Here is a 14928-nt window from a genome sequence, read left to right on the forward strand (position 1 = left end):
ATTTTTTAAAAACAGTATGTCAGTCAGTACAGACAGTCAGAAGTGTAATTTGTGTTAAGGATAAGGAAAATCTTGTTTTTAAAAAGAGAACGAAAGGAGTGGAAGGAATGGAAAAGGAAGTTCAGCAACAAACAGGTGAGAAATTGATGATCGTTCTAATGTTTACCCTTATCATTTCAGCGATGAGTGGGTTAATGTTTAACATCGTTCTTCCTGATATTAGTGAAGAGTTTAATCTTTCTATCTCTCAAGTAAGTTGGTTCTCTTCTGCATATGCTCTGATTTATGCGATTGGGACAGTGACTTACGGTAAGTTAGCAGATAGCTACAAGCTCAAAAGCTTGCTGACGTTCGGATTGATACTTTTTGCTATCGGTTCACTGGTCGGTCTAGTTTCCCAAACATTCTGGTTAGCACTTATCGGAAGGTGCTTGCAGGCAATGGGTGCTGCTGTTATCCCAGCAACCGCCATGCTTATTCCGGTGCGTTACATCGCTCAAGAGCAAAGAGGTTCAGCTTTAGGCATGGCAGCAGTAGGTTTGGCAATCGGCAGTGCTCTTGGACCAGTAATTTCTGCATTAATTGTCGGTGTTGCTCATTGGCGTTGGTTATTCTGTATCCCTCTCTTAATTTTAATCACGCTACCTTTTTACCGTAAATATTTGAAAGATGAGAAGCGGGAGGTTTATAGAAAATTTGATTGGATTGGAGGAGGTTTATTAGCTGTAGCGGTAGGTTTGTTTCTTCTAGGTGTAACGAATGGTACATGGTGGTTTGTGATTGGGGGCTTACTATCTCTGGTGTTCTTCATAACTCGAATTCGTACCGTTGCCGATCCGTTTGTTCAACCTAAGCTCTTTGAAAACAAGGAGTATATCCTCGTTTTAATGCTTGCTTTTCTAATAAACGGAATTGGTTTTTCTCTTTATTTTCTTAGTCCCCTGCTTCTATCACAGGTTCATCAGCTAACATCTAGTTGGATTGGTTTTGCAATGGTTCCTGCCGCAGTTGCTTCAGCCATTTTGGGGAAAAAGGGAGGTAAATTAGCTGATTTGAAGGGGAACTCTCATCTATTCTTTGTTGCATCTGGAGCATTATTGACTTGTTTTGTTTTACTTTCAACTTTTACTGGAAGTTCTCCATTTTTCATTGCTCTGTTTCTGATTTTCGGCAATGTCGGTCAATCTTTTATGCTTATTGCTATGGCTAATTCAATCTCAAGAACGTTACCAAAGGATCAAGTTGGAGTGGGAATGGGATTCTTTTCAATGATGAATTTTATTGCTGGAGGAATAGCTACAGGGGTTTATAGCTCGGTTGTGGATATTGGTTCTGAGGTCCACTGGAATCCGTTAAATATCAACCAAAATGGTTTCATTTACAGTAATATCTTCTTCGTCCTAGCTGCTTTACATGTGGGCATTCTGTTGGTTTACTATTTTCAGTATGGTAGAGCAAAGAGAAAAAGTATTCAGTTGGAAGGTTGAAGTTTGTCTAGATTAAGTTTCACTATTACTCATATTTGGAGGAGATTATAATGACAACAACTTTATTTGTAAAAGCGAACAATCGTCAAGAATCTGTTAGTGGGAGATTATATGATGTATTTTTAGAGAGCTACAAAGCCTCACATCCTAATGACACGGTGATTGAAATCGATTTATTTAAAGAATCATTACCTTATTTAGGTGATGTGATGATTAATGGAAATTTCAAATCATCTCAAGGAATGGAGCTTACATTAGAGGAAAAGTCTGTATATGATGTTGTGGCTAAGCACCTTGAACAGTTTATAGCTGCTGATAAAGTGGTCATGGCGTTTCCACTTTGGAACTTAACTATTCCTGCCGTTTTACACACGTACCTTGATTATTTGCATCACCCACGTAAAACATTTAAATATACAGCTGCAGGCTTAATTGGACTTTTACCTCATAAGAAAGTGACATTATTAAATGCAAGAGGCGGGGTATATGTCGAAGGAGATTCCTCAGAAATGGCTGTGAGCTTTGTAAAGAATCATTTGAATGTATTTGGTATAACAGACATTACAACAGTCGTTATTGAGGGACATAATCAATTTCCAGATCAACGAGAAGCGATTATTAATAATGGGCTATATAAAGCTGTTCAAACGGCCAAGAATTTCTGAATGATTAGAACGCATTTCATTAAAATTTGAACAGATCCTCAGCGTGAGTTACATTACGTTCTATACAAAAAGACCATTGAAAGGATGGTCTTTTTGTATAGAGAAAATTAAGGTTTACCCTGTCCACCATTTTATTAAAATAAAGGTAAATGATAAATTAACTACTTATTTGTAAATATGGTAAAATTTATAAAGGGAAAGGTTGTTATCATGGCATTTGTACCAACTGTGATTGTTGGTAGTGGATGAGCGATAGTGCTATTTTCAGAAAGAATGAGACAGAAATAACCCTTAAATACCTTATTTTTTATTAGCGAGTGCCAAACTTCAGGAACGAAGTGTGTACGTAGTTTAGCATAGTGAGTATAAATTTGTGGGAGTGTGGTCATTTGGGAAAGATTCTTCTTTCATTATTAGTAATTCTTTTATTTTTGGTATCAGAGCATCGCATTCCTCGTTTGATTAGCAAAGCACATACTATTTGAATTATTAATTCCCGCTTCTTTCAATTAAGTATTGTTACACTGTGGGAGTTTCGTTTTTTTACTGTAGCTAGTGGTATAGTATATTACTTATTGGCTCACCTATATGAACGCTACTATATCAAGTTATCTAATCAAAAAAAACAAGTAATTTAAGAAAAACTTCATAGTAGGTTAAGATGTCTAAACCTCTAGGAATAGAACATTACCAAATTAAATAAATGACATAGGAGAAAAGAGGCGATTTATGATAAAAAAACTTAGAAAAATTAATATGGAAACTGCTGTATTTATGGGGATTATTTTTTACTCGATGACCATTTTAATCCATGTTCTTATTATTAGCGGTATTATTCCATTCACGTGGGTTAACGGTGGACGGTCTGAATCCTTTGCTACTCAGCTTCCAATCTCTATTATCAATCTCATTATTTCTATCGTTGGAGGGGTTTTTACACTGATTGTTGGCAGAAATATACTATATAAATACAAAAGAGCATTAACCGTTATTTGTTGGTTTTTTGTTGTACTTTGGTCTTTTGGGTTTATACAACAATTGTTTGGAACAAGTTTTGAAAAAATGGTTTGTTCGTTAATATTGTCCCTTGGAGTCATTTCGAACGTACGTATGGCAATTGAAAAAAGATAATTATAACACTAAAATTAACAGAAATACTTAATGATACTGTTTGGAAAGTAAGCAAACGTTGTTTTACTAACCTACAAGTTTGTTGAAAACTACTAAACAATCAATTAATTGTTACATTCTATAAAAAAGAGGGGGGATGTTATTGCATCCAATAACAGTAATAGAAATTACAGTGTCGATTGCTTTTGCAATTGTTATTTTTATTATTCCGTTTTTATTACCGAGTAAGGTCAGGAAACTTAGTTTGATTATTGCATCGTCATTGATTGTACTATTGCTTTTATTTTATACGATTCGTCCCTTTTGGATTGAGTATCATGTTTCAAAAAAGACCGAACAACTAAACCGTTTTTTAGAGGGGGAATACCCTCATCAAGAGTGGCAAATTAAACGTAGAGTAGGAAGACAATACAACCCTTATCACTTAGAAGTTACTTTTGAAAACGAGAAAGGCTGGACTTATACATATTCAGTCGTAAATGAAACAAATATTTGCCAAAATGGGTGGACACCACCAGATGGGAAATATCCAAATGAAGGGAAATATTATAAAGCTAATCATTGTGAATAAATTTATTTCTTCAAGTACCGGATGCTATAATCGCTGGCGAACATTAGATTAACTGTGAATAGACGAGGGAGGACTGTGATGTTTTACGATTTACAAGGTGAAGCAAATATGACACCAATTGTGGGAATATTATATTCCGCGGTGAAAGAAAATAGCCAACGATTACAAATTATCACTGATGGCATGACGCAAGAAGAAGTAGATTATAAAGGTCCAAATAATAACAATAATTCTACCGCTCAGTTAATAAAACATATGATGTATGTTGATCTTAATTGGATTTATAGAATAAAAGGTCAACCCCTTCCCGATTCTTTAAAAGAGCGATATGGTCCCATGATCGATGCAAATAATAGGCTTCCGATGGTCAAAGGAAGTTTTTAAATACCCTTATCTCTGAATACGAAGCTGTAATAAAAATGTTGAAAGATGCCTGCACACAATTAACCGATACTGATTTAGATAAAATTGTCACTTTTGGACATGAAAACGAAAAGCAAGCAACCATTCGATGGGGTCTATGGCATATGGCTGACCATAACCGCTATCATCAGGCTCATATCAATCAGCTTAGAAAGTGGTATAATAAAATTTCTCTATCAAATTAAAAGCGCAATTTCTTCAGTACAGGATGCGCCTTTTCGTTATAAATAAAATACTTTTCATGTATAAATATAAAATTTATGAAGGGTATGTACTTAGACAAACGGGTAGCGATGCTTTAACTAGGCATCGCTTTCGTTATTTGACTAGGGGTGCAGTTGATTACAAGAAAATTCCACAATAAATACCAGGCTGACGTGTTAGAATTAAAAGTTAAGTGTTAAGAAGAGAGGAGAGGAGAGGAGAATTTATGAGGAAAATAAATTTAATTTCTCTCATTTCTATTACTTTGTTGGTCTTTGTTGGTTGTAGTCAACAGCCTGACATTGATATAAATGAAACAATTGGAAAATCTGAAGATTACCTTATACAATTAGAAGAAATAGAAACAACAACCTCAGCATTTGATGGTAAAAACGATATCAAGTTTAGACTTATGGTAGAAGGACACCCAACAGAAAAGGAAGCAATCTTCTTGTTTAATGAAATATTAGTTAGTTTTATAGAATACTCTAATCATCAAAATATATGGGAGTATTATAACGGTTATTTCGATATGAAAAGTTCCGACAGTGGTGTAATTTATGAGGCTACCAAAGTTATAGATGAAGAATTACAAATAGCCCCTAGGTAAAAAGAATAACCTTTTCATGTTAAATGATGGATGCTTAAAGAAGTTAGTCATTTTAAAAAGGTTGTGAAGAACTGTACATAAAGTAACGGGCAGCATATAAAAAAATAGGTTTTTATAAAGGGAGAGATTTAGTTGTCTAAAGTTACTATAAGGTGTGAAGTCAGCTTTTCATTGAGATTTTAAATCTTTAAAAGACTTTTTAGATTGTGAAATGTTATACTTAGACAAGATGTAGTTTAGTTAAGTTCATTTCTTCACACAAACTATGTTTTAACAATAATCATTGATTTTGGATATGAGAGTGCAAAGTAAGCATTCGCAAAATCTCTGAAACGAGTAAAAGTGTATTATTTAGATTTATATTTGATTCATAGTGCGCTTAATAAGTAAGGCGAAAATTAGAAGGGGCGGTTCACTGGTAACGGCAAACCAAAGCCTTGTAGATAGACTTCTCACTTTTACTAGCTTTTAAATAACTTATAATTATCATATAATAAGAGATAGTTTAATCTATAAATCATTGTAATACACTATGATATAGTTATAATAAGACAGAATAGGTGTGTGACTAGGTGGCGCCTTAGCTTAGTGTGGCGTCTACATCTTTTCTGCAAATTTCAGGGGAAAAGGTTGGTAAATATGAGCAACAGAGAAACTAAAAAAGACGTCATATTAATTGGCGCCGGAGTCATGAGTGCGACTATGGGAACACTTCTGAAAGAATTAGTACCAGACTGGGAAATTACAGTGTTTGAGAAGCTCGCAAACGCGGGAGAGGAAAGCTCTAACGAATGGAATAATGCGGGAACGGGTCATGCGGCACTGTGCGAGCTTAACTATACCGTCGAGCAACCGGACGGATCTATAGATATTAGCAAAGCTATAAAAATTAATGAACAGTTTCAGGTTTCAATGCAGTTTTGGTCGTATCTTGTACACAGCAAACTGATAAATAATCCGCAGGACTTTATCATGCCATTGCCTCATATGAGTATGGTACAAGGGGAACAAGATATAACGTTTTTAAAGAAACGTTTTGAAGCGCTGTCAAACAATCCTCTGTTTCAAGGGATGGAATACTCCGATGACCCGGCAAAACTGAAGGAATGGATGCCGCTTATTATGCAAGATCGTCCATTGAATGAAGCTATAGCAGCAACTAAAATCGACTCAGGAACTGATGTCAATTTTGGCGCCTTAACGCGTATGTTATTTGACCACTTAAATAGTAAAAACGTCGACATCAACTACAAACATAGTGTTGATAATATTAAACGTACTAGCGATGGCTTGTGGGAATTGAAAGTGAGAAATGTTGATAGCGGGCAGGTCGAACGCCATACTGCAAAATTCGTCTTTATCGGAGGCGGGGGCGGTAGCTTACATTTACTGCAAAAATCAGGTATTCCTGAAGGAAAACATATTGGAGGATTCCCAGTAAGCGGCATATTCATGGTGTGTAATAATCCAGATGTGGTAGAGCAGCATCATGCAAAAGTATACGGCAAAGCTAAGGTTGGTGCTCCTCCAATGTCTGTTCCGCATCTTGACACAAGATATATCGATAATAAAAAATCGATGCTATTTGGACCTTTTGCAGGCTTCTCACCAAAGTTTTTAAAAACAGGTTCAATGCTTGATTTGGTGACTTCCATAAAACCTGATAACCTCTTAACGATGTTGTCGGCAGGTGTAAAAGAGATACCATTAACACAATATTTGATCCAACAAGTTATGTTATCGAAAGAACAGCGCATGGAAGAATTACGTGAATTTATCCCGAACGCCAAGAGCGAGGATTGGGATTTAGTAGTAGCGGGCCAACGTGTACAAGTTATCAAAGATACTGTTGAAGGCGGCAAAGGTACGCTTCAACTTGGTACGGAAGTGATTACTTCCGCAGATGGTTCGATCGCAGCATTACTAGGTGCTTCTCCGGGGGCTTCTACTGCCGTACAAGTTATGATTGAGATATTAACAAAATGCTTCCCACAACATATTAAAGCGTGGGAACCAAAAATTAAAGAAATGATTCCTTCATATGGCGTGTCACTTATGGAAAATCCAGAGCTTCTAGAGGAAATTCATACTTCAACAGCCGAGATCCTTGAGCTACGTGAAAAAGAGCTAGCTTATAGTTAATTCTTTGGATGTAGAAACAAAGGTATTTATTGTGTAACCAATATTTTTCATCAATGGACTATCGTTACGATGATGAAGAGATTGTAAAGGCATGATTGAAAAAAGAGGTAAAAAAACTCAAGGAATTGGGTAAATAGTAGAATAACATTGTAACAAAAAATAACCTTTAATCTATCTTTAGATTAAAGGTTATTTTTTTAACATTCGCAGTTGTAGTGAGTTAACTACTACCTAAGAAAATCATGGATAGCATTCTTATTCTTTTCGAAATCTATTTCTAGCACCTGTCCAACTTCTTGATAAGTAGGTTCAGTAAAAGACCCGTCAATCGGTATAACCATTGTTTCTATCTCACTTTTATTTAACATCACTTCTGTTGCAATACTAAAAATCGTTAAGGTCTCTAAATTTGTATCAATGTATTGTTGTAGGGTGCCTATCACTTTCGGAAGTTTGCTTATTCCATATAAACTTGTAAACTCATTTTTTATACTTGATATGACCTCTTGTTGACGCTCTACACGACCAAAGTCTCCTCTTCGGTCATGACGAAAACGCGCATAACCAAGTAGTTCTTTCCCATTTAACTTGTGGAGACCAGGTTCTAAAGTTACACCTATTTGTTTAGACATTTGTTTTTCTATATTTATTTCGATTCCGTCGGGAGAGATCACATCTATAATTTTTTCAAAGCCTTCAAAATTAACCATTGCATAATAATGAATATCAATATCAAAATTTTGTTTAATCGTTTGGCGAAGTAACTCTGGCCCTCCATGGAAAAAAGCAGCATTAATCTTATTATTACCGTAGCCAGGTATCGTTACATACGTATCTCTCATGATAGAAACAAGTTTTGGTTTATTCGTTTCTGTATTGTATTGAGCAATCATTATTGTATCTGTACGTGAAATTTCTTCACCATTACGGGCATCGGATCCTAGTAAGAGGACATTAAATGTACCCTTAACTTTCTGTTCAGGAGCATTAAACTCATGCTTTTTTTTGATTGAAGCATCTGCCTCTTTAATACCCATAAAATATTGATAACCTGAATATCCTATCACTGAGAGTAATAATATCATTGATATAAGAATTATCCGTTTAAGAACAGTTCTTTTCTTCATTTTTTTACCTTTCCGATTTAACCTACTATCCATAGAATACACCACCATCACTAAATAAAATAACAAATAAAAATTTAATAAATATAATAGTAACAAGAAAAATGGGAAACTTGTGATTTGAAGTAAAACGGGAACACAGAGGTAATTGAGTACATCCCAAACAGTTGCAGGGGTTTGAAATCACCGTATCTACCAAGAAAACTATTTCCTGATGTGTGTGCATTTCGAGATCTATGAGTAAGCCTAACGGGAAGTTTCTGAGTGTATTAAGTTAGAAATCATATTAATTCTAGGATTTTTGATATAGCAGAATTATCTGAAATTTTAAAAAAAAACAGGGAAATTATATTTAACTGAGCAAGAGTGAAATCAAGTTAGATAATGTCTACTTTTCGGTCATTACCCCTTAATTGTTAATAAATGTCGGAGAGTTCTATTGTACATTACACTCTATAATCATGCAAATGAATTGTCCTAAAATCAGTTAGAGATGTTATTTACTAGTATTCGAAAGAGTTAAGTGGCAGTATATTTTAAGTATTGATAAGAGAGTATATTGAGAAAATAGGAGAACAAGTAGAAATAGGGGAATTTATCAGAGCATTCGACAATGAGGTTCACCAAGTTGGAGTAGAATGGACAATCGGTTAAAATACTCCAAGAGAGTAATACCGCTTATTTATTATAAACGGTATTACATATGTGATTACTCTTCTTCTGTTATTGTCCAACTATGTGCAAATTCTACACTACCCTTTAATGTTTGTGAAACCGGGCAGTTGCGATCAAATACGTTTAGCGCACGTTCTGCTTTTTCACGTGTTCCTTGTGGTACCGTCAGATCGTAATGACAAGAAATCTGCGTGATCTTCAATACTCCTTCTGGTGCCTCAATAGTTCCTTTGAAAGACCCTTTTAACTTGTTGGGGTAAAAAAGTTAAGAACATGATGAGTTAGCTAAAACCATTCCAATGGTTGTGAAAATTATTCAACTTAAGGTTGCGATGCGTTAACAAGGCATCGCTTATTCCTTGTTTCACTAGAAGAACTATTATAGTTGGAGAAAAAGAGAGAGGTGATGGGTTAGATAAAAAAGTAGTATTGGTTTCGACTTTTTTATTTGTCGTAATTGGCTTATTACTGTGGATGGTTCATTTAACCACAGATACTTTTGATCTCATATGGCTGGATATAGTTCGTTTATTTATTAATTGATATGGATGAAATGCTTTATGAAAAACTTGGTTTTTTGTTCTCATTAGTTCCATCACTTTTGATTTTAATTGGGTTTTTTGGGAGAACTGTAAAAAAGAATGAATTAATTTAACTAAAGGGCAGAATGTTCAATAAAAAATTACATTGATTAAGCATGGACCCTGTACAGGGTCCATGCTTAAGTGGTGTGGTAATAATACCTAAAAGAAATCTGTCATTCAAGACAACGCTTAAAGAATTTTTATATTTTTAATGGTACCTACCATTACCGATACTACCATCGACTATATCGTTTACTTTTTCTATCGCTTGCTCTACCATTTCATCAGCAATCATTACTACGTCTGTATCATATTGTTCTTCTTTTGACACATCGAACTGTAGTTTCTCAGCATAAGGTGCTGGTCTATTCATCATATGAGCCGACATAACCTCACAGAGAAGAGCGCGTCCTCTTTCGGCATTTAACTTTCCAGTACAAATATCGTGCATTATGTTAAGGGCAGTAAAATTCGCAGCCTCCATATCACAGCGAGAAGATACCTCGCCCCTTGTCTTTTCAACGATTAAACTTCCATCAAACTTAGCAAGCTCGTTAAACATCTCTTGGGGGACCGTATAATTAATAACTTGCTCGATAACATCGGTATGGGGTTGTGGGAAATCATGTGGGATTTCATCACGATAGACAATAGTTCGTTTCCAAGGTCGATTGTTGTACCAGATTAATCGACTTGGAATCGCTTCATTCGGAGAACCATATTGTTCGATTGTAAGATTTGCCGATTTCTTTGACATAGCATTCCAATTATTAATAATCGCTTGAACCTTTTCCATATCTTCAATAGTTTGAGTTATCTTTTCCGCTCCGCCAAAAGTTTGTACCTTGATATCGCTTGCCATTGAGACAGCTGCAGTTTTCCATTTTTCTTCTTGTTCCATAAAATCCACCCTCTTCATTCATTTAATTCTTCTTAGTATCCGAAACATTTATAAATAAATACAGTAAATAGATGATGTTTTCCTTATTTAACAAACGGGTGTCATGACTAAATGACAAGGAAAATAGTGTTATTCAACTAGTGGAAAATAAATTATTTAACTCTAACAAAAGCTCATATTTATTCCCTCTACTTTTCAGAGGAATTTTCCTTCGATTCATTATCATCATTTCAATGCCTTTAAACAAACGGAATAAACTAAAAGATTATAATCAATTTATCCATTTAACTTTGATCTCGAATAAGTCTAATACGATTAATGAATATTCTTGTTAGGGCAGGGAACATTAGTATTCAACTAATTAAATATGTTCACAGATGAAAGGAGGGGCATATACCTGAAACCGTTGATTGCCCAGCTTAGGCCGAAGCAGTGGACAAAGTGCCTGCTTATTTTTGCTGCACCGGTCTTCTCGGAAAAATTCCTAGAAACCGAGATAATGGTCATGACCATCACGGCTTTTTTCTGTTTTGCCTTTACTGCCAGCAGCGTGTACATAATTAACGATATTATGGATGTAGAAAAAGACCGGCTGCACCCTGAAAAATCGAAGCGTCCAATCGCCTCCGGGGCACTGAGCATCAGAACTGCTATGTCCTTTGGGACTCTTTTATTGGTTTTAGCCTTAATTACGGCTTACTGGATTACTCCTTTATTTGCCGGCATTCTTTTGTTCTACTTGGCCAAAAACATCCTTTATTGCATTTGGCTAAAGCATATTGTGATAATTGATGTCATGGTTATCGCTGTAGGGTTTGTCCTACGTGGTTTCTCAGGTGCCGTGGTTGTGGATGTCGGCGTGACTTCCTGGTTTATCCTCTGCACCATGCTGCTTGCATTGTTTCTTGCATTGGGGAAAAGAAGGCACGAATTGAAATTGTTAAACGGCGATAAAACTAAGCAAAGAAAAGTTTTAGAACATTACTCGTTACACTTTTTGGATCAATTAATTTCTATTGTTACCGCTGCTACAATTATTACTTATTCTCTTTATACAGCGAACACAGATGAGAATGCTTATATGATGTGGACGATTCCGTTTGTTATCTATGGCATTTTCCGCTATTTATATCTCGTTCACATGAAGCAAGAGGGAGGGAGTCCGGAAAGGGTTTTGCTTGAGGATAAGCATATTTTGCTGACGGTTATCTTCTTTACCCTGAGCGTGATGTTAATAAAAATTTTTTTGCAGTAATGATGGGGTAATCAACAATGGATGCAATGTATATAAAGCAGAAACTAAGGATTAGTTTATTGTTAGGCCTGCTTGCTTTGATAGCTTTTGGGCTTTGGACAGATTTCAATGCTCTACGGGAATCCTTTACCGGTTTTGAATGGCATTACTTTGCCCTAATATTTGGACTAACGTTTTTAGGGTATCTGTTGAGGTTTTTGAAGTGGGAAGTATTTTTGCGTACGATAGGGATTCGGATTTCCATTAAAAACAGTCTTATGATATTCCTCAGCGGTATGTCAATGGCCATTACCCCCGGAAAAGCAGGAGAGGTTCTGAAATCTTTTTTGCTCAAATCATCGGAGAACGTGGATATTGCTAGGACAGCTCCAGTTGTGTTTGTTGAAAGACTTACGGATCTGTTGGCGATGATTTTCCTCGCTGCGTGGGGCATTACTCGGTTTTCCACCGGTGGTTGGTTCATCGTTATTACTTCTCTGATACTCCTTTCAGCTGTTCTATTGTTGCAAAATAAAAGATTAATTCAAGGCATTTTTAATAAATTTAAAAAATATCCCGTCTTGAGCTGGATTTCAGGCCGATTTGAAGTATTATATGAAAGCACGAGTGAGCTTCTGCGGTTTAAAACGATTCTATACACGACAATGATCAGTATAGTTTCATGGTTTTTAGAATGTCTATCTTTTTATTTTGTACTTCGGGGACTTGAGTTGAATCAAAGTGTTTTGGAAGCTGTTTTTGTTTTTTCCTTTTCTTCTATTGCCGGGGCGTTATCAATGCTCCCAGGCGGATTAGGGGTAACGGAAGCTAGTATGACTGGGTTAATGGTAGGGCTAGGCATTGATTATTCTAAGGCCATAGCTGCAATGATAATGGGTAGGTTTGCAACACTTTGGTTTGGGGTCATCCTTGGAAGCGTTGTTTTACTTATAAATTCTAAAAGATGGTTTTATGTAAAGGCTGACAATCAAATAAAATGATTGGCTTTTAAACTGTATGGTAAATTTTTATGGGGTTTTTTAGGAGCGATGTTAAATGAGTAGAAGTGTTAAAGGTACTTTATCGGGGTGGGCAAACTTTCCGAAAGAAACGGGATATATGTATAGACCGGAAAAATATAAAGATTTACGGGAAATCCTCCAATCCAAATCCCAGGTTCACTATATTTCTCGAGGATTGGGACGAAGCTATGGCGATACCGCCTTAAATAACCAAGGTGGTATTATCATGCATACCCGTTTTAATCGCTTTCTCTATTTTGACGATCAGTCGCAAGTGTTGGAATGTGAAGCGGGGGTTACATTTAGAGAAATTATTGAAGTGTTTTTGCCGCGGGGATACGCACTTCCGGTCACACCAGGAACGAAATATGTGACGGTGGGCGGTGCGATAGCTAATGATGTACACGGTAAGAATCATCATAGGGACGGATCACTCTCGAGTCATATACTTGATATAAATGTGCTTACTTCTTCAGGTGAAATTATGAACTGTTCCCGTCAAGAAAATCAAGATTTATTCTGGGCGACAATAGGGGGAATCGGCCTCACTGGAATCATTCTTAGTACAAGGATTAAGTTAATGAAGGTGGAATCGGCCTTTATTCAGGTTGATTACAAAAAGGCAGGCCATCTTGATGAAGCCATCGACATGCTCAATGAAACGGAGGAACTGTATCAATACTCGGTGGCCTGGATCGATTGTCTATCTAGAAATCGCATGATGGGGCGCTCGGTGCTTATGTTAGGAAACCATGCCTCAAAAGACCAGGTGGAAATTAATGAGCCTCTTTCATTAAAAAACAGAAGAAAGCTAAAGGTGCCTTTTAACCTACCCGCTTTTGTGCTCAATCCTTATAGTATCAAAGCATTCAATTCATTTTACTATCGGCGCTTTAAAAATACTTCTGGGGTTTTCGTTGACTATGATTCTTTTTTCTATCCGCTAGATGTGATTTTAAGTTGGAATCGCATATACGGAAAAACAGGATTTATTCAATATCAAGTTGTGTTCCCCCTTGAAACAAGTCGCCAAGGACTTACAAAGGTTCTGGAGAAATTAAGTCGAGCACGGTGCTCCTCTTTTCTTGGAGTTTTGAAGAGGTTTGGTGAGAGTGGAAATGGCTTACTCAGTTTTCCTCGGAAAGGATACTCGCTCTCTTTGGATATTCCGTTTAGGGGCGGAGACAGGTTATTGACGTTTATACGGGAATTGGATGAATTGGTGCTAGGTTATGGGGGGGTCTTGTATTTAGCGAAGGATTCACTAATGACTCCTAGCACGTTTGCCATAATGTACCCGGAACTTTCCGCGTTTCAAGAGATAAAGGCCAAATTCGATCCCGAAGGCCTCTTCTCGTCCTCGATGGCCAGGAGGTTAAACATTGTGGGGGATATCGGATGAAGGACATTTTGATCGTAGGAGTCACATCTGGGATCGGTAAAGCACTCGCTCATCAATATGCTAAGGAAGAATATTCTTTGATCCTCGCGGGGCGAGATAAGGCTGAAATGGAGAGAATTGCCTCTGATATCCGCATTCGCTATCAAGTTCCTGTCAATGTAAAAACCATTGACGCTGAGTCTTTTGATACACACTCCGATTTCTTTGCTTCTTGTGTTGAGAAAGCCGGAAAACTTAGCGGGATGCTCTTGGTCTATGGAAATATGGTCGATCAGGAAACGGCTCAAACTGATTTCACGAAGGCAAAAAAAATGATAGATGTTAATTTTACATCTTATGTGTCCTTGCTTGAAACGGCTGCCCGTTATTTTGAGGTTGAAAGAAGCGGTTTCATTGGAGTTATCTCATCCGTTGCTGGGGATCGAGGGCGGAAAAGCAATTATATTTATGGCTCATCCAAAGGGGCCTTATCTGTGTATGTACAAGGCTTACGGAACCGTTTGTATGCTTCGGGAGTCCATGTGGCTACCATCAAACCCGGGTTTGTTGATACTCAAATGACGTATGGCTTGAACGGGCTGTTCCTGGTAGCAAAGCCGGAGGACGTGGCCAAAAGGGTACACGACTCCATTCGCAAGAAACATGATGTCATTTATGTCCCAGGTTATTGGTCTATAATCATGTTCATTTTAAAGTCAATTCCAGAGCGAGTCTTTAAAAGACTTAAGTTGTAGTAGTGTGGAGGAGTTATTG

13 protein-coding genes and 1 pseudogene are annotated in these 14928 nt (G+C 36.8%); 11 read left to right on the forward strand and 3 right to left on the reverse strand.

Annotated features, from left to right (window positions below):
• The first annotated feature begins 107 nt into the window (after positions 1–107).
• The 7 genes and pseudogenes from CEF19_RS21050 (at position 108) to CEF19_RS21080 (ending at position 7233) form a co-directional block, all read left to right on the forward strand.
• The gene (locus CEF19_RS21050) at positions 108–1487 is read left to right on the forward strand and encodes an MFS transporter (protein WP_100407858.1); all 1380 of its coding nucleotides are present in this window, start codon (positions 108–110) and stop codon (positions 1485–1487) included.
• Positions 1488–1537: 50 nt separating this feature from the next.
• Positions 1538–2152: an FMN-dependent NADH-azoreductase gene (locus CEF19_RS21055; protein ID WP_100407859.1), complete on the forward strand. Its 615-nt coding sequence runs from the start codon at positions 1538–1540 to the stop codon at positions 2150–2152.
• Positions 2153–2881: 729 nt separating this feature from the next.
• Positions 2882–3283, forward strand: a complete 402-nt coding sequence (locus CEF19_RS21060) for a hypothetical protein (RefSeq protein ID WP_100407860.1) — start codon at positions 2882–2884, stop codon at positions 3281–3283.
• Between the two features lie 142 nt (positions 3284–3425).
• A complete protein-coding gene (locus CEF19_RS21065) occupies positions 3426–3854 on the forward strand; it encodes a hypothetical protein (protein ID WP_100407861.1) in 429 nt (142 codons plus the stop codon).
• 78 nt (positions 3855–3932) lie between these two features.
• Positions 3933–4462: pseudogene (locus CEF19_RS21070) on the forward strand (DinB family protein).
• Positions 4463–4707: 245 nt separating this feature from the next.
• Positions 4708–5091, forward strand: coding sequence for an IolE/MocC family protein (locus CEF19_RS21075; protein ID WP_100407862.1), 384 nt, complete (start codon positions 4708–4710; stop codon positions 5089–5091).
• A gap of 630 nt (positions 5092–5721) precedes the next feature.
• Positions 5722–7233: a malate:quinone oxidoreductase gene (locus tag CEF19_RS21080; protein ID WP_264755145.1), complete on the forward strand. Its 1512-nt coding sequence runs from the start codon at positions 5722–5724 to the stop codon at positions 7231–7233.
• 227 nt (positions 7234–7460) lie between these two features.
• Here the strand turns inward: CEF19_RS21080 and CEF19_RS21085 are convergent, their stop codons facing one another.
• The 3 genes from CEF19_RS21085 to CEF19_RS21095 all read right to left on the reverse strand — a co-directional run bounded on the left by CEF19_RS21085 (position 7461) and on the right by CEF19_RS21095 (position 10517).
• Positions 7461–8393 (reverse strand): LCP family protein, encoded by a 933-nt coding sequence (locus CEF19_RS21085; RefSeq protein ID WP_100407863.1) that lies wholly within the window; start codon positions 8391–8393, stop codon positions 7461–7463.
• Between the two features lie 673 nt (positions 8394–9066).
• On the reverse strand, positions 9067–9255 hold the full coding sequence (locus CEF19_RS21090; protein ID WP_100407864.1) for an OsmC family protein: 189 nt from the start codon (positions 9253–9255) through the stop codon (positions 9067–9069).
• Positions 9256–9824: 569 nt separating this feature from the next.
• Positions 9825–10517, reverse strand: a complete 693-nt coding sequence (locus tag CEF19_RS21095; protein WP_100407865.1) for a hypothetical protein — start codon at positions 10515–10517, stop codon at positions 9825–9827.
• 406 nt (positions 10518–10923) lie between these two features.
• Here CEF19_RS21095 and CEF19_RS21100 point away from each other — a divergent pair, with 406 nt between their 5' ends.
• The 4 genes from CEF19_RS21100 to CEF19_RS21115 are packed head-to-tail and all read left to right on the forward strand — an operon-like array spanning position 10924 to position 14909.
• Complete coding sequence (locus CEF19_RS21100) at positions 10924–11772, forward strand: decaprenyl-phosphate phosphoribosyltransferase (RefSeq protein ID WP_264755146.1); 849 nt, start codon at positions 10924–10926, stop codon at positions 11770–11772.
• A 17-nt stretch (positions 11773–11789) separates the two neighbouring features.
• Positions 11790–12752: a lysylphosphatidylglycerol synthase transmembrane domain-containing protein gene (locus tag CEF19_RS21105; protein WP_100407867.1), complete on the forward strand. Its 963-nt coding sequence runs from the start codon at positions 11790–11792 to the stop codon at positions 12750–12752.
• A 55-nt stretch (positions 12753–12807) separates the two neighbouring features.
• Positions 12808–14175 carry an FAD-binding oxidoreductase gene (locus CEF19_RS21110; protein WP_100407868.1) on the forward strand — a complete coding sequence of 456 codons (1368 nt, stop codon included), beginning with the start codon at positions 12808–12810 and terminating at the stop codon, positions 14173–14175.
• On the forward strand, positions 14172–14909 hold the full coding sequence (locus CEF19_RS21115; protein WP_100407869.1) for an SDR family oxidoreductase: 738 nt from the start codon (positions 14172–14174) through the stop codon (positions 14907–14909). The genes CEF19_RS21110 and CEF19_RS21115 overlap by 4 nt, the downstream gene beginning before the upstream one ends.
• Positions 14910–14928: the final 19 nt, after the last annotated feature.

Origin of the sequence: Bacillus solitudinis (assembly GCF_002797395.1) — a bacterium.
Lineage (GTDB): Bacteria > Bacillota > Bacilli > Bacillales > Bacillaceae_D > Halalkalibacter_A > Halalkalibacter_A solitudinis.